This window comes from Kitasatospora sp. UYEF31 (assembly GCF_057291755.1).
Genome location: NZ_JBXAWK010000019.1, coordinates 1 through 15608, shown reverse-complemented (window position 1 = coordinate 15608; position 15608 = coordinate 1). Strand labels below are relative to the sequence as shown.

The window sequence follows — 15608 nt, the reverse complement described above, 5'->3', positions numbered from 1 at the left end:
GACCGGGGGGTCGGCTGCGAACAAGCGGCATGAACCCAGAAGAGCGCACCCAGAGCACGCTCCGCAGGCGAATGACCCGCCTCGCGGCGGGTGCCGCCGTGGGCGTGTGTTCAGCCGGGTTCGCGCTCGGCGTCGGTGAACTCGTCGCCGTGGCGGTCAGCCCGTACAGCGCCCCGGTGACAGCGGTGGGCTCGGCGGTGATCGACCTGACGCCGCACGAGCTGAAGGACTACGCGATCCGCCAGTTCGGCACGAAGGACAAGTTCGTCCTCCTGACCAGCGTCTACGCGGTGCTCGCACTGTTCGCGGCGGGTGCCGGCGTCCTCGCCCTGCGGTTCCGCCGCAGTGGCGCGGTCGCCGTGAGCGCGCTGGGCGCGGTCGGCATGTGGGCGGCACTGAGCCGTCCTTTCGCGGGTGCCACCGCGGCGCTTCCGTCCCTCGCCGCCGCCGTGACCGGTGCGGCCGCCCTGTGGTTCCTGGTCAAGCTGTACGAGGCCAGGCCGCTCGCCGACAGCATGCCGGCCTTCGACCGCCGCCGGTTCCTGGCGGTCCTGGCGGGCACCGCCGCCGTGGCCTCCGTCGCCGGAGTGGGCGGGCGTGCCCTGTCCAGGCAGCGGTTCAACATCAATGCCGTACGCAATTCCCTGCGTATCCCGCCGCCCAAGGTGTCGGCACCACCGGTCCCGGCCGGTGCGCAGGTCCGCGGCCTGGCGCCGTTCATCACCCCTAACCGCGACTTCTACCGCGTGGACACCGCGCTGGTGCTGCCGCAGGTGGACCCCCGGGACTGGACCCTGCGCATCCACGGCATGGTCGACCGCCCGGTGGAGATCTCCTTCGACGAACTGCTGGCCATGCCGCTCGTGGAGCAGACAACCACGGTGTCCTGTGTCTCCAACGAGGTCGGCGGACCTTACGTCGGTACGGCGACCTGGGTGGGCGTTCCGCTGGCCACGCTCCTGCGCCGGGCCGGCATCCGCTCCGGAGCCGACCAGGTGGTGGGCCGCAGCGCGGAAGGGATGACCATCGGTACCCCGGTGGACACCCTGCTCGACGGCCGGGCCGGACTGCTCGCAGTGGCCATGAACGGTGAGCCGCTCCCGGTGGCCCACGGCTTCCCGTGCCGGATGCTCGTCCCCGGACTGTTCGGCTACGCGTCGGCCACCAAGTGGCTCGTGGATCTGAACGTCACCAAGTTCGCCTCCTTCGACGCGTACTGGGTGGAGCGCGGCTGGGCCCAGCAAGGCCCGGTCAAGACGGCCTCCCGGATTGAGATCCCCCGACCGTTCGCGCAGGTCAAGGCCGGAACGGTCAGCGTGGCCGGCACGGCCTGGGCGACCGGGCGCGGCATCTCCGCCGTACAGGTCCGGGTCGACAAGGGCCCGTGGCAGAACGCCGAACTCGCCGCGACCGTCGGAGTCGACACCTGGACGCAGTGGTCCTGGCAGTGGTCGGCGACAGCCGGCCAGCACCGCCTGGAGGTCCGCGCCGCGGACGGCCGCGGCGATGTGCAGCCGGAGGACCGTACGGCGCCCTTCCCCTCCGGGGCCACCGGCTGGCACTCGACGGTCGTGACCGTCACCTAGAACTTTCCTCCCTGACGGAACCCCCCGCCAGGAATCCCAGCGAAAAGCAGATCCAAGGAGACCCTCGTGTTCCTCACCACCTTCCAGTCCTCGACCGGCCGCCGTACCGCCGCCGGTGTGGGCGCCCTGGCGCTCGCCCTGTCCCTCGCCGCCTGCGGCGGGGACAAGGACTCCGACAAGAAGACCGATGCCGCCAAGTCCCCGGCCGCCTCGGCCCCGATGGCCGACCCGTCGATGCCCGCCGCCGGCGCGGCCAGTACTGAAAAGCCCTTCGGCGCGGCCTGTTCGGCCGTCCCGGCGACCGGCTCGGGCAGCTTCACCGGCATGGCGACGGACCCGGTCGCCACCGCCGCGTCGAACAACCCGGTCCTGTCCACCCTGGTCACCGCCGTCAAGGCGGCCGGTCTGGTCGACACCTTGAACACGGCGAAGGACATCACCGTGTTCGCCCCGTACAACGACGCCTTCACCAAGATCCCGAAGGCCGACCTGGACGCGGTCCTGGCCGACAAGGACAAGCTGACCAAGATCCTGACCTACCACGTCGTCTCCGGCCGTCTGACCCCGGCGCAGCTCGCCGGCACGCACAAGACCCTTCAGGGCAGCGACGTCACGGCCACCGGCTCGGGTTCGGACTACAGCGTCAACGGCGCGAAGGTCCTGTGCGGCAACGTCCAGACGGCCAACGCGACGGTGTACATCATCGACACGGTGATGATGCCGAAGTAGCACCCACTGCCTTCATCGGCGCTCATGCCGCGTCGGCTGCGGTGAACACGCACGCCGGCGTCGTGTGATCACCACGACGGCCCCGTGGCCGGCGCACAGAGTCCGTCGGCCCCGCCCCCCTCCGCCCTGACCGGAGGGGGGCGGGGCCGGCGGTTTTCCAGGTCTGCCCGCGTGCCCGGTGACGATCACCGCCGGCGGCCACTGGTACGGGCGAGACCGTCGAGCACCTGGCCACCTTCGGCAACCGGTGTGCGACGTCTCCGGTGCTGGTCTACGACATCTGAGCCCACGCGGGGGGAACGCACCAGGGGCCGGAGAACGCTCACGGAAAGGGCCCACGAAAAGGGCGCAGAACGTAAGGCGGCCCCAACACCGGGAAACAACAGGTCACGGGTGTTGGGGCCTAGCCGCCACACAAGGCGAGTCGTAATGGCGGCTGGGTCCTACTTTACCCGCAACCGGACGGATGGAATTACCACGCGATGTTCACATCAAGGGGATGCCGTCTGACCCGCGGTGGCGCGATCGGCAACTCGAAGATCTCCTTGGCGTTCAGACACAATGACTTGTACCTACAAGAAAAGGGAGACCCCATAGTGACGACCGGATCAGCGCGCTGCTCCTGGACCGGCTCGGCGTCCAGCGCATCGCCTCCTCAATGGTCCTGGAGGGCGGCGCGATCACGGTCGACGGTGCGGGGACGCTGATCACCACCGAGCAGTGCCTGCTCCACCCCAACCGCAACCCCGGGATGAGCAAGGCGGAGGTCGAGGCCGAACTCATCGCCCGACTGGGCGTCACCCGGGTGATCTGGCTGCCGTACGGCGGTCTGGACGACTTTGAGACCGACGGGCACATCGACGGGGTCTGCGCGTTCGTCGCACCCGGCAGAGTCCTGGCGCAGCTCCCGGACGACCCCCGGCACCCCGACTTCGAACGGATGCGCGCCAACCGCGCTGTGCTGGAAGCCGCCACCGACGCCCGCGGTCGTCGGCTGGAGATCCTGGACCTTGCTGGATGTTCTGGAGTTCAGTCACGCGAGCTTCCAGGACTACCTGGCCGGCCCCTTCCTGGCCGCCATCCGCGCCCGCCGCGAAGCACAAGAGGCACAGTCACCCCACCAGCCCGACTAGCGAAAGCCCCGCCGCATGCCCGCCGACACCACCCCCGCCTGGTCCTGGTCCCGCGCCCGTTTCTGCCTGGTCCTCCTGCGCCGTATGGCCGACTACCAGCCCGGCCGCGTCGAGGACGCCGTACGGGAACTCGGTTTCTCCCGTACCGACATGCGCGAGGCGAACGCCCGTTGGCAGCGCACCATCCGGGCCGCCGGGACCGCCCAGGCGTATGCGAAGGCCCTCGGCGCCAGGGATTCCGTACGCCCGCAGGCTTTTGGCGATGTGACCGCCGAAGCCTCCGGCTGGCAACTGCCCCTGTGGCCCGATCTGCGGTTCGAGATGCTGCGCGGGCCGGACGGACGCGTCTGGCACGAGTGGCTCGTCCGCGCCGGCGGAAAGCCCGAACTCGCCCCGTGGGGCTGCGTGGTCGGGGACATCGAGCGCGGCTTCGCACCGGTCAGGCACCTGGAAGGCTCCGCGCCGAGCCGCTGGTCGACGGTGTTCAGCGATTCCGGGACGCGCTACCGCGCGGACTTCGTGTGGGGACTGCTCCAGAAGCTCGAACCCGTCGCCTGACCTCGAAGCGCCCCGGCAGCGGCAGCGGGCATACGGTGATCCCCATGCAGCTCACAAAACTCGGACACGCCTGCGTACGCATCGACACCGGAAACGCCGTGATCGTCGTCGACCCCGGGGCGTTCAGCGAACCGGACGCCGCCGACGGCGCTGACGTCGTACTGATCACGCATGAGCACTTCGACCACGTGGTGCCCGAGCAGCTGCGGGCGAACCTCGCGCAGAACCCCGACCTCGAGGTCTGGGCGGCCCCGGCGGTCGCCGCGCTGTTCGCCGACCTCAAGGGGCGCGTCCGCGCCGTGACGCACGGCGACTCCTTCGACGTCGCGGGCACGCCCGTGCACGTGTACGGCGAGAAGCACGCGAACATCTACCGCGACCTGCCCGGCGTCGACAACGTCGGCTTCCTGATCGGCGGCCAGGTGTTCCACCCGGGCGACGCGCTGACCGTGCCGGAGGAGAAGGTGCCGACGCTCCTCGCGCCGATCGGCGCGCCGTGGCTGAAGCTCTCGGAGCTGATCGAGTACGTCCTGGAGGTCGACCCGCGGCGGGTGCACCCGATCCACGAGGCGCTGTTCAGCGAGATCGGCATGAACGGCACCGTGGCCTGGGTCGACAAAATCGTCGCCACGAAGACCCGGGAGATCACCAGGCTACTGCCCGGCGAGTCGGTCAAACTCGGCTGAGGATCTCCGCACGTCACGCGTCAGTGGACCCGTACACCCGCTGACCCTCGACGAATGTCTGCAGGACCTTCGTGTCACCGATCTCATCAGCCCGGCCCGCGAACGGGTCGCGGTCGACGACGATGAGGTCGGCGAGGTTGCCCACGCGGATGCTGCCGGTGTCGTCGAGGTGGTTCACGTAGGCGCTGCCGGCCGTGTACGCGGCCACGGCCGTGCCCAGGTCGATGCGCTGGTCCGCGATGAACACGGGGGAGTCCGAGCCGGGGTTGCGACGGTTGACCGCGGTGTGGACGCCGAGCCACGGGTTGGGGCTGCTGACCGGCCAGTCGCTGCCGGCGGCCAGGGTCGCGCCGCTGCGCGACAGTCCGGCGAAGGGGTACTGCCACTGCGCCCGCTCGTCGCCCAGGAACGGGATGGTGAGCGTGTCCATCTGCGCCTCGTGCGCGGCCCACAGCGGCTGGATGTTCGCGGTCGCGCCGAGTTTCGCAAAGCGCGCCACGTCGTCGGGGTGGACGATCTGGAGGTGCGCGAGGTGGTGCCGGTTGTCGGTCCAGCCGTTGGTGGTGCGGGCGGCCTCGACGGCGTCGAGGGCTTCGCGTACGGCCCGGTCACCGAGCGCGTGGAAGTGCACCTGGAAGCCGTGGGCGTCCAACTCGGCGACGTAGCCGCGCAGCGCCTCGGGGTCGATGAAGCTGATGCCGCTGTTGTCCGAGGCGCAGCCGCACTTGGTCAGGTAGGGGTTGATCATCGCGGCGGTGTGGTTCTCCGCGACGCCGTCCTGCATGATCTTCACGCTGCTCGCGTGGAAGCGCCCGGCCTGCCCGGCGGCCCTGCGCTCAAGGAGTTCGGGGATCTGTTCGGCACCGCGCGCGCGGTCCCACCACAGGGAGCCGACGACCCGCGCGGTCAGCCGCCCGTCCCTGGCCGCCGCGAGGTAGGCCGGGGTGGCGTCGGTGATGTTGGCGTGGCTGCCGAGCAGCGCGTCCTGCCAGGCGGTGATGCCCAGCGAGTGCAGGAGTTCCTGGGCCCGCAGCAGTGCGGTGATCTGCTCGTCGAGCGTGGTGACCGGCAGCAGGCGGCCGACGGTCTCCATCGCGCCTTCCTGGAGCATGCCCGTGGGGTTTCCGTCGGCGTCGCGTTCGATGCGTCCGTCGGACGGGTCGGGCGTACGGGCGTCCACTCCGGCCAGTTCGAGTGCCCGGGTGTTGACCCACGCGCCGTGGTGGTCGCAGTTGGGCAGGTAGACGGGCCGGTCGGAGACGACCGTGTCGAGGAACTCCTTGGTGGGGGTCCCGCCGGGGAAGGCGTCCAGGGACCAGCCGCCGCCGGTGATCCACTCCAGTCCGGGGTTGCCCGCCGCGTACTCCCCGATGATCCGCAGGTAGTCGTCGGCGTCCTCGCCTTCGCTCAGGTCGCACTGCCCCATCTCCATGCCGCCGCCCACCGGGTGGATGTGCGCGTCCTGGAAGCCGGGGAGGAGCAGCTTGCCCGTGAGGTCGACCACTTCGGTGCCGGGGCCGATGAGGTCGCGCACCTCATCGTGGCCGACCGCGGTGATGCGTCCGGCGGTGACGGCCACTGAGGTGGCGCGGCTGCGCGCGGCGTCGACGGTGTGGACGGGGCCGCCGGTGAAGACCAGGTCGGCTGTGGGGTGCGACATACGGGTGGTGCTCCTTGTCGGAAAAAAGTCGGCCGTACGGATGACTCACGCGTCCTGCGTGACCCGCGGGTCCGTGGAGAGCTCCAGCGCGTCGCCGTCGGTGCCGCGCCCGGTGGTGAAGTACGCCGACTTGCGCACGTACTTGGCCACGGCGGCCATCGCGAACCCGGAGACGACGATCGCGACCGGCACGCTGAGCATGAACCAGCCGTTGTCCGGGCTGAGTTCGAAGCTGTCGCTCATCGTGAGGTAGTTGTAGGCGAGGTAGCCGCCGGCGCCGAACAGGCACAGCGCGGACAGCGCCGGGATGACGACCGCGAGCAGTGCCTCACGCGGTCCGTCGCGCAGACTGGCCCGGTAGCGGACCGCGCAGGCGGTGGCGGTCAGCCCGTAGTAGAGGGCGACGATCAGGCCGATGGAGTTGACCGCGGCCAGGATCATGTCGCTGAGCTTGGGGATGCCGATGGCGAACAGGGCGACACCGGTGACGATCGCCATGATCAGCGCGGTGCCGACCGCCGGGGTCCCGTACTTCGGGTGGATCTTCGTCCAGACCGGGCCCATCGTGCTGTCCCGGCCCATCGCGAGCATGCCGCGGGCGGCGGGGATCACGCCGGACTGCAGGGACGCCACGGCGGAGAACATCAGGGCGAGCAACGGCAGCGAAGCCAGCGGCTCGTCGGCGATCTTCGCGCCGAGGTGGGTCAGGCCCTGCGGGCCGTTCTCCACCAGTTCGGCCAGGCCCATCTCACGCTGCATGGCGATCGCGCCGAACAGGAACAGGCCGAGCATCGCGAACAGGGCGATGAATCCGCCACGGGCCGCGTCGCCGGTCTTGCGGGTCTCCTCGGTGACGCTGAACGCCGAGTCCCAGCCCCAGTAGAAGAACACCGCCAGGACCAGGCCCTGGGCAAATCCCTTGGCGGAGTCGATCTCGAAGGGGTTGAGCCAGGAGAGGGAGAACGCGTTGTCGCCGGTGACCGCGCTGGTGTACGCCATGAAGATCACCGAGGCGACCAGCGTCACCCAGCCGGTGAGGAACCCGGCCCACGGACCCAGCGAGCGGCCGACCCAGACGTAGCCGTTGCCGCAGTTGGGCTCGTCCCGGTTGAGCCGGGCGTACGCCAGGGCGATGCCCAGGATCGGCACGATCGCCACAAGGAGCATCGCCGGGGACTGGAACCCGACGACCGCCGCGAGCGACCCCATGCCGATGCCGATGCCGATGCCGATGCTGGTGATCGGCGCGGTGCTCGACGCGGCGATCGCAACTCCGTCGGCCACGCCGAGGGAACGGCGCAGGACGGGGGGTCCTGAGGTGGAGACAGACATCAGCGGGGCTCCCGGAGAGCGAGGAGTGGACGTCCGGGCCTGCCCGGCGTTGCTGATCAAACACTTGGCGTCAAAGTTACGTCAATAGTGTTGACTTAAGGTTTTCCAGACTGACACGCTGACGGGGGCACGGGAAACGCAGTGGAAACCCCCGGCCACCACCAGAGGGACCGCACGCCATGACCGCCACACCCGACCGTGTTGTCGCCGAGCGCCGACGCCGTCGGCCCACCCGTTCGGGCACAGTCCTGACCACGGACCTCATCGTCGACTGCGCGCTGCGCCTGATCGGCGAACACGGCGCCGAGGGCCTGAGCGTGCGCCGCCTGGGCGCGGCCCTGGGCTGCGATCCGACGGCCGTCTACCGCTACTTCACCAACACCGACGATCTCCAACTGGCCATCGCCGACCGGATCATCGGCGACTCGATGCGCGGCTTCACCCCCGGGCCCGACTGGGTGGCGGCGCTGCGTGAGATAGCCCACCGCGTGTGCGCCGGATACCGCGCCCACCCGAAGGTCGCCGCGATGGCCGCGACGCGCGTCACCCGCCGGGAGAACGAGTTCCACGCAGTCGAACAGGGCATCGGGCTGCTGCGCGGGGCGGGCTTCTGCGACGCCGACGCCGTGCGGTTCTACCAGGCGTTCATCGACACGGTCCTGGGCCACTCGATACTCGAGGCGAACTTCCTGTCGCTGAGCGTGGAGCAGAAGGACGCCGACGAGCGGGCGTGGACCCAGGCCTACCGGGAACTCCCCGGGGAGACCCACCCGAACCTGGCGGCCGTCCGCGACGAACTGCGCACGATGGCGGCGAGTTCGTTCGAAACGTCAGTGGAACTGCTCCTCGCGGCACTGGTGGCGCAGGCACCGGACCGTAGCTGAAACATCACGAACGGCGGGGCCGCGCGCTCAGAGGGCGGTGGACTCCGCGGCGGTCTCGTTGTGGACGCCCGCGTACTCCTGGTCCGTCAGCTTCTGGATCGCCTCGACGACCTCGTCGACGATCTCGCGGCGGACCTTGCCGACGTCCTTGCGCTCGTAGTAGCGCGCGAAGTCCAGCGGTTCACCGAAGCGCACCGTCGGGCGCACGACCGGCTTGGGGACGTTGGAGCCGATCGGCTGGATCCTGTCCGTACCGGTCACGCCGACCGGGATGATCGGGCACCTGGCGGCCAGGGCCAGCCACGCCACGCCGGTCCGGCCGCGGTACAGCCGGCCGTCGCGCGAGCGGGTGCCCTCCGGGTAGATGCCGAACGCGCCGTCGCGCTGGAGCACGCCGAGCGCGGCCTCAAGTGCGGCCATCGCACCGCGCTTGGCGTCGCGCGGGACCGGGACGTTGCCGATCGCGCCGAAGAACGCCCTGTCCACCGCGCCCTTGACGCCGGTGCCCTCGAAGTACTCCGCCTTGGCCAGGAACGACACCCGGCGCGGCAGCGCCATCGGGATGACCATCGAGTCGAAGAACGACAGGTGGTTGCTGGCGATGATGACCGGCCCGGTGCGGGGCACGTTCTCCCGGCCTTCGACGTGCGGCCGGTAGATGAGCTTCATGGTGGGTTTGACCACCCCGTGCATGAAGTGCTCGAGCAGCACGGACATCCCCCTGCGGTGGTCTTCGACGGCTATCAAGGCTTGTGGGCAGGGAAAACGATAGCTGAGACCGGAAGGGCGAAGCGCGCCGCGTCCACCGTGCGGTCACTTTTCGTCTCACCGGTCTCACTCAGCGCAGTGCGCGGAAGCGCTTCCGCACGTCCTCGACCAGCGGTTCGGGCGCCTGCATGGCCGCGAAGTGGCCGCCGCGCGGCATGCCGGTCCCACGGGTGGCGTTGCAGTGCCGGGCCGACGGTCGCCGTCGTCGCGCTGCCGCCGGCCCGCCGTCAACCCGCTGAGCGCGCCGCCACCCAGTCGGCTAGGTAGGCAGGGAGTTCAGCGCCGGTGTCGGAGACCGGGGTGCCGGCCCGGGTCCGGAGCGGGACCACTCCGGCCCAGTGCGGCAGGTCCTGGTCCGCGGCGTCCTCGGACAGGCCGTGGTCCCGTACCTTCGCCGCGACCTGGTCGAGTTCCAGGACGAACAGCCCGGTCATCGCCAGTTCCTTGGCGTCCGGCTCGCGGCAGTCGGCGCTGCGCCCGGGGACCATGTGATCGAGGACCGCCGCGAAGCCGCGCCGCCGCGTCGCGACGTCGGTCACCTGGCGCAGCGGCCCGTGGGCGACCACGCAGCGGTAGTCCGCGGAGTGGTGCATCGCCGACCGGGACAGCACCAGGGCGTCGGTGTGGGTGACCGCGAAGGAGACGGGCAACCCCGCCGCACCGGCGTCGCGTACGGCGCGGGCCAGGTGGGAGCCGGTGGAGGCGTGCAGGTAGATCTCGGCCCCGGCGCGGCCGTAGACCAGCGGCAGGAGCTGGGGCTGCCCGTGTGCGATGAAGGAGAGGTGCCCTATGCAGGACTCGTCGAGGATCGCGTGGACGGTGTCGGCGTCGTAGCGCATCCGCTCGCGGTTTCGGGTGGGGGTCGTCGCGGGGGACGGGGGATAGGCGGGGGCCGCACGCTGCGGCTCAGTCCCGGACTGGATTCGGGTGGTCATCACAGCACCTCACTTTTTGTACTAGCACAAACACTGGAATGCGCCAGTACAATGACGCATCCTGTGATGCAGCGTCAAGCTCCTTTCGTCACCGAATCGTCTCCGAGGAGTCCCCTTGCCTCCCGTCGGCCGTACCGCCTCCGACATCGCCACGTCCGTCGAGCAGGACCTGCACACGGGAAAGCTCGCCCCCGGCGACGCGCTGCCGCCGGTGCGCACCCTCGCGGCGCGGCTGGCGGTCAGCCCCACCACGGTGGCCGCCGCCTACCGGCTGCTCCGGGACCGGGGCATCGTGGAGACGGCCGGCCGCGGGGGTACGCACGTACGATCGCGTCCTTCGTCGACGCCGCGGAACGTGCTGGGCCCGGCCGCGCCGCCCGGGGCACGCGATCTCTCCGTCGGGGAGCCCGACCCGCTGCTGCTGCCCGCCCCGCTTTTTCCGGACCCGGTGACGTGGCGTCCGCTGTACAACCACGCCCCGGTGTATCCGCCGCTGGCCGGGGCCGCGCGGGTGCGGTTCGCCGCCGACGGCGTCCCGGCCGATCATCTGGCGGTGACTTCCGGGGCGCTGGACGCGATCGAACGCGGGCTGCTCGCGCACCTGCGTCCCGGTGACAAGGTGGCCGTCGAGGATCCGGGCTGGGCGAACCTGCTGGATCTGCTCGCCGCGCTCAGCCTGGTGCCGTACGCGGTCCCGGTCGACGACGACGGGCCGCTGGCGGAGGCTGTGGACGCGGCGTTGAAGGCCGGGTGCCGGGCGGTTGTGATCACGTCCCGGGCGCAGAACCCGACGGGCGCTTCGGTGTCGGCCGGGCGGGCGGCGCAACTGCGCGGCGTCCTCGCCGCGCATCCGGAGACGCTGGTCCTGGAGGACGACCACGGCAACGACATCGCCGGGACGGAGCTGGCGGTGACCGTCGGGTCCACCGCGCACTGGTTGTACGTGTGTTCGGCTTCCAAGGCGTACGGCCCTGATCTGCGGTGCGCGGTGGTCGCAGGTGACCAGGTGACGGTGGGCCGGATCACCGGTCGGCAGCGGCTGGGGCCGGGGTGGGTGAGTCATGCGCTGCAGCACGCGGTGGCCGCGGCGTGGACTGATCCGGCGACGCGGGCGCTGGTGCGGCGGGCGCGGGAGGTCTATGCGGCGCGGCGGGTGATGCTGGTCGACGCGCTGGCCGACAAGGGGTTCCCGGCCCATGGGAAGTCCGGGATCAACGTGTGGGTTCCGGTGCGCGACGAGGCGGAGACGGTGGCGAAGATGCTGCTGTCCCATTTGGTGGTGGCGCCTGGGGCGCGCTACCGCATCCGTTCGGGCCCGGCGGTGCGGATCACTGTGGCCACGCTGACACAGCCGGAGGCGGTGTGGGTGGCGGAGGCGGTGTCGGCCTACGTGTTCGAGCCGTGGCTGCTGCGGACAGTCTGAACGGGCAGGGCTGGCAGGACGGGGAGGGCAAAAAACGCCGGGCACGGGGGACGTTCCCGTACCTGGCGTTCTTGGACCTGGATGGTCTTACCGGCGGCGGAACTTCACCAGCAGGACGACCACGACGATCAGGATGATGATGAGGATGATCCCGCCGAAGAGGAACTTCCCGATCTTCTTGAAGAAGCCCTTCTTCTTTTTCTTCTTCGCCTTCTTGGTGACCGACTCGCTGCCCTTGGCCACGTGACCGGCTTGCGCCACGGTCCCGGTGCTCGCGGCGGCGGCCAGCGGGGTGGTGTTCCCGGCGGTTCCGCTCACCGAGGAAGGCGCGGCGGCGGCACGCGTGACGCTCTGGGTGGGGGCTGCGGAGGCGGGCCCGGCGGCCAGCCCGAAGGCGATCAGGAGTGCGACGAGCACGCCCGCGGTTCTGTACTTGGCGGTACCGATCATTTACAGCCCCCATGTCTCACGTTGTGTGCACTGGCCGGAACCTCCCGCGTCGCGTCGCGGATCAGGTTCGGCGGTGCGAGGTTACAGGCACCCCTGCCCGTCGCATCGGGGGATACGCCCCACGTTTCGCGGGAGTCCCGTCAGTCTTTGTACTCCGGTGCCCGCTTCTCCCTGCGGGCTTCGACCGCCTCTTCGAAGTTGCGGGTGGTCAGGCGTACGTACAACTGGGCCTGGCCTTCGTAGTCCATGTGCGAGTGCATGCTGCCGGCCTCCAGGCCGGCCCACAGGGTCCGTTTGGTCACTTCGACGCCGACGCGGCTGAAACCCGCGATGCGGTCGGCGAGGTCGAAGCATGCGCCGAGGAGTTCACCGGCGGGGACGGTGCGGGAGACCAGGCCGATGCGCATGGCTTCGTCGGCGTCGACGTCGCGCCCGGAGAGCATGATCTCGAAGGCCCGGGAGGAGCCGATCGCGCGCGGCAGTACATAGCTGAGGCCCAGTTCGCTGGCGGTGAGCCCGTTGTTGATCCCGGCGGCGCGGAAGTACGCGGTGTCGGACGCGAGGCGGATGTCTGTGGCGGCGGCGAGGCAGAACCCGCCGCCGATGGCCGGGCCGTTGACGGCGGCGATGACCGGCTGGTGCATTTTGCGCAGGGCGTGGATGACGTCGTCGAGGATGCCCAGCGAGCGGCGCGCTATCGATGTCTTGGTCAGGCCGCCGATGCCGGGGATGTGCCCGGAGCCCTCCAGGTCGGCGCCGGAGCAGAAGCCGCGGCCCGCGCCGGTGAGGACGACCACGCGGGTGTCGTTGTCGGCGCTGACCTCCTCCAGGGCCTCGCGGAACGGCACCATCACGTCGAATGACATGGCGTTCAGGCGTTCGGGCCGGTTGAGGGTGATGAGGGTGGTGTGCGGGCGGGGCTTCTCGATGAGCACGTAGGACATGAGGCCTCGTTCAGGTATGCGGGGCGGGGCGCCGGATGCCTCTGATCGCACCGGAAAACCCGCACATAATCAAGCTTCCTGTCTACTTCTCCCTGGCCGGCGGCCCGGGAGGCCACCGGCAAAACGGTGGCGGCCGTACGCCCCGCTTTGACAGGCTCGGCCCGCGGACAGACCGGCCCGCGGACAGCTCGACCCACAGACAGTCCGGCCCACAACTATCAGCGGAGCGCACCGTGCAGGTAGCCATCGTCACGTTCGACGGTTTCAACGAGATCGACAGTTTCGTCGCCAACAGCATCGTCAACCGGGCGGTGGGGATCCGGGCCTACATAACCACCCCGACGCCGACCGTCACCTCGCTCAACGGCGTCGAGACCACCGGCCAGCGACCGCTGGAGTTCGCCACCGAGGCTGACGTGGTGCTGATCGGGTCGGGTTCCAAGACCAGGGACGTCGTACGGGACGACAGCCTGATGGAGCGACTCGTGCTCGACCCGGAACGCCAGTGGATCGGCTCACAGTGCTCGGGCGCACTGGTCCTGGCGCGGCTCGGCCTCGTCGACGGCATGCCGGTGTGCGCGGACGCGACGAGCAAGCCGTTCGCGGAGGCGGCCGGCCTGACCGTGCTCGACCAGGCGTTCCACACGCGCGGCCGGATCGCGACCGCCGGGGGCTGCCTGGCCTCGCAGTACCTGGCCGCGTGGGCGATCGCGCGGACGGTCGGCGAGGAAGAGGCGCGGCGCGCGCTGGAGTACGTCGCACCAGTGGGCGAGGAGAACGTCTTTGTGGAGCGGGCACTGAAACACGTGCGGTGACCGGCACTGCGGGCAGGTGACTGACAGTGAGATGACGCATGGCCTGACGTGCACTCAGGACCGAGCGGCACAGGGCCTCGTGTCACAGGTCACGCGACCCCATCACCGCTGGTCGACACGTGTCGAGCGGGGAGTGACCGGGACGGGTGATCCTGGTCTCAGAGCCCGCCCGTACGCCATACGCGCCCGTACGGCTCGATGGATGAGGGATACATTCTGTGACGGCCGGTCGGCCTGCGACGGCCGTCGGACGACGTGACTTCGCGGAAGCACTGGCGCGACGTCGGACGGTGGCGTTCCCCCGCAGCCCGACCGGCCCATCACGTCACTCCGCACCACCCAGGAGATACCTCCGGATGCGCATCCCCACTTCACAGCGCTTCGCGTACGGCGTCCTCGCCACCACGCTGACCTTCGGCGCGGCCACCACCGCGTTCGCGCCGGCCGCACAGGCCGGGATCTTCGTCACCTCGATGCTCTCCGACGCCTCGGCGACCCGCAGCACCGACGGCGTCTACACGCTGAGCTGGGACAAGAAGAACGGCGCGAAGTACGTCGACGTGTACGCGTCGACCGACCCCACCGACGACGGCGTCCTGTTCATGGACGCGGTCAAGGTCGCCACCTCGACCACCGAGTCGGCCACCGTCACCGGACTCGACCCGGCCAAGCGCTGGTACTTCGAACTGGTCCCCAGCAACCAGCAGTTCAAAGGCCTGCCGGTCGCCGTGCGCGGCCTGGGCCTGCAGACCGCGCCCAACGCCCGCGACCTGGGCGGCTACACGACCAAGGACAAGGCACACGTGCGCTGGGGTCAGGTCCTGCGCACCGACGCGCTCGGCAAGGCCAACGCCTCCGACGTCGCCAAGCTCGGCAACCTGAAGCTCAAGCAGGCCGTCGACTTCCGCACACCCGGCGAGATCGCCTCCGACCACGCGGACATCCTGCCCGCCGGTGTCACGCCGATCGCCTCGCCGGTCACCGACCGGGGCATGTTCCTGACGATGACGGGCGCGATCGGCTCAAAGGACCCGGTCAAGCAGGAAGCGATGCTCGGCGGCGGCAAGTCCGAGCAACTGCTCAAGGACATCTACACGTCCTTCGTCACCGACTCCGCGTCCCGCGCGCAGTTCGCGGAGACGCTGCGCCTCATCGCGCAGGGCGACGTGACCCTGTTCCACTGCACCTCGGGCAAGGACCGCACCGGCTGGATGAGCTACATCCTGCTGACCGCGCTCGGTGTGTCGGAGGAGGACGCGAAGACGGACTACCTGGCGAGCAACGAGTTCCGCGCCACGGCCGACAAGGCCACGCGTGACCAGATGAAGCAGTACGGGATGATGCAGAACCCCGACCTGCTGATCCCCCTGCAGATCGTCAGCTCCGACTACCTGCAGGCCGCACTGGACGCCGTCAAGGCGAACTACGGCACCGTGGACAACTACATCACCAAGGGTCTGGGCGTCGACCGACTGACCCTGCTTCAGCTGAAGGTGAACCTGCTCGTCAAGTAAGCGAGGCGAGCGGTAGTAGGCCGGGCGGGGGGGGGGGGGCCCCCCCCGGGGGGGCCCCCCCCCCCCGGGGGGGGGGGGGGGGGGGGGCCCGGCCCGGGGGGGGGGGGGGGGGGGGGGGGGGGGGGGCCCCCGCCGGGGGGGGGGGGGGGGGGGGCTACCCGGCCGGGTGGGGGACCGGTGGGCCAAGCGGG

15 protein-coding genes and 1 pseudogene are annotated in these 15608 nt (G+C 70.2%); 10 read left to right on the top strand and 6 right to left on the bottom strand.

Annotated features, from left to right (window positions below):
* Nucleotides 1-71: 71 nt before the first annotated feature.
* The 6 genes and pseudogenes from AC0Z36_RS12020 (at nt 72) to AC0Z36_RS11995 (ending at nt 4692) form a co-directional block, all read left to right on the top strand.
* Nucleotides 72-1586: a molybdopterin-dependent oxidoreductase gene (locus tag AC0Z36_RS12020; protein ID WP_485462793.1), complete on the top strand. Its 1515-nt coding sequence runs from the start codon at nt 72-74 to the stop codon at nt 1584-1586.
* Nucleotides 1587-1652: 66 nt separating this feature from the next.
* Nucleotides 1653-2315, top strand: coding sequence for a fasciclin domain-containing protein (locus AC0Z36_RS12015; RefSeq protein ID WP_485462792.1), 663 nt, complete (start codon nt 1653-1655; stop codon nt 2313-2315).
* Nucleotides 2316-2922: 607 nt separating this feature from the next.
* Nucleotides 2923-3279, top strand: a pseudogene (locus AC0Z36_RS12010) (agmatine deiminase family protein); the annotation flags it as partial.
* Nucleotides 3280-3325: 46 nt separating this feature from the next.
* Nucleotides 3326-3448: a hypothetical protein gene (locus tag AC0Z36_RS12005; protein ID WP_485462791.1), complete on the top strand. Its 123-nt coding sequence runs from the start codon at nt 3326-3328 to the stop codon at nt 3446-3448.
* Nucleotides 3449-3463: 15 nt separating this feature from the next.
* On the top strand, nt 3464-4006 hold the full coding sequence (locus tag AC0Z36_RS12000) for a hypothetical protein (protein WP_485462790.1): 543 nt from the start codon (nt 3464-3466) through the stop codon (nt 4004-4006).
* Nucleotides 4007-4050: 44 nt separating this feature from the next.
* Nucleotides 4051-4692, top strand: coding sequence for an MBL fold metallo-hydrolase (locus AC0Z36_RS11995; protein WP_485462789.1), 642 nt, complete (start codon nt 4051-4053; stop codon nt 4690-4692).
* Nucleotides 4693-4705: 13 nt separating this feature from the next.
* On the opposite strand, the gene AC0Z36_RS11990 is transcribed toward AC0Z36_RS11995, so the two are convergent.
* The gene (locus AC0Z36_RS11990; protein WP_485462788.1) at nt 4706-6352 is read right to left on the bottom strand and encodes an amidohydrolase; all 1647 of its coding nucleotides are present in this window, start codon (nt 6350-6352) and stop codon (nt 4706-4708) included.
* Between the two features lie 45 nt (nt 6353-6397).
* Nucleotides 6398-7684 (bottom strand): APC family permease, encoded by a 1287-nt coding sequence (locus AC0Z36_RS11985; RefSeq protein ID WP_485462787.1) that lies wholly within the window; start codon nt 7682-7684, stop codon nt 6398-6400.
* 179 nt (nt 7685-7863) lie between these two features.
* On the opposite strand from AC0Z36_RS11985, the gene AC0Z36_RS11980 reads away from it, so the two are divergent.
* The gene (locus AC0Z36_RS11980) at nt 7864-8568 is read left to right on the top strand and encodes a TetR/AcrR family transcriptional regulator (RefSeq protein WP_485462786.1); all 705 of its coding nucleotides are present in this window, start codon (nt 7864-7866) and stop codon (nt 8566-8568) included.
* A gap of 27 nt (nt 8569-8595) precedes the next feature.
* On the opposite strand, the gene AC0Z36_RS11975 is transcribed toward AC0Z36_RS11980, so the two are convergent.
* Together AC0Z36_RS11975 and AC0Z36_RS11970 are read right to left on the bottom strand one after the other, a co-directional pair.
* Nucleotides 8596-9285, bottom strand: a complete 690-nt coding sequence (locus tag AC0Z36_RS11975) for a lysophospholipid acyltransferase family protein (RefSeq protein WP_485462785.1) — start codon at nt 9283-9285, stop codon at nt 8596-8598.
* 278 nt (nt 9286-9563) lie between these two features.
* Entirely contained in the window at nt 9564-10271 is a 708-nt protein-coding gene (locus AC0Z36_RS11970) for a pyridoxamine 5'-phosphate oxidase family protein (protein WP_485462784.1), read from the bottom strand.
* A 115-nt stretch (nt 10272-10386) separates the two neighbouring features.
* Here AC0Z36_RS11970 and AC0Z36_RS11965 point away from each other — a divergent pair, with 115 nt between their 5' ends.
* A complete protein-coding gene (locus AC0Z36_RS11965) occupies nt 10387-11694 on the top strand; it encodes an aminotransferase class I/II-fold pyridoxal phosphate-dependent enzyme (protein WP_485462783.1) in 1308 nt (435 codons plus the stop codon).
* An 87-nt stretch (nt 11695-11781) separates the two neighbouring features.
* Here the strand turns inward: AC0Z36_RS11965 and AC0Z36_RS11960 are convergent, their stop codons facing one another.
* Nucleotides 11782-12144 (bottom strand): hypothetical protein, encoded by a 363-nt coding sequence (locus AC0Z36_RS11960; protein ID WP_485462782.1) that lies wholly within the window; start codon nt 12142-12144, stop codon nt 11782-11784.
* A gap of 140 nt (nt 12145-12284) precedes the next feature.
* Entirely contained in the window at nt 12285-13088 is an 804-nt protein-coding gene (locus AC0Z36_RS11955) for an enoyl-CoA hydratase (RefSeq protein WP_485462781.1), read from the bottom strand.
* Between the two features lie 233 nt (nt 13089-13321).
* Between AC0Z36_RS11955 and AC0Z36_RS11950 the strand changes: the two genes are divergently transcribed.
* Both AC0Z36_RS11950 and AC0Z36_RS11945 read left to right on the top strand, forming a co-directional pair.
* Entirely contained in the window at nt 13322-13903 is a 582-nt protein-coding gene (locus AC0Z36_RS11950) for a DJ-1/PfpI family protein (protein ID WP_485462780.1), read from the top strand.
* A gap of 356 nt (nt 13904-14259) precedes the next feature.
* The gene (locus AC0Z36_RS11945; protein WP_485462779.1) at nt 14260-15417 is read left to right on the top strand and encodes a tyrosine-protein phosphatase; all 1158 of its coding nucleotides are present in this window, start codon (nt 14260-14262) and stop codon (nt 15415-15417) included.
* Nucleotides 15418-15608: the final 191 nt, after the last annotated feature.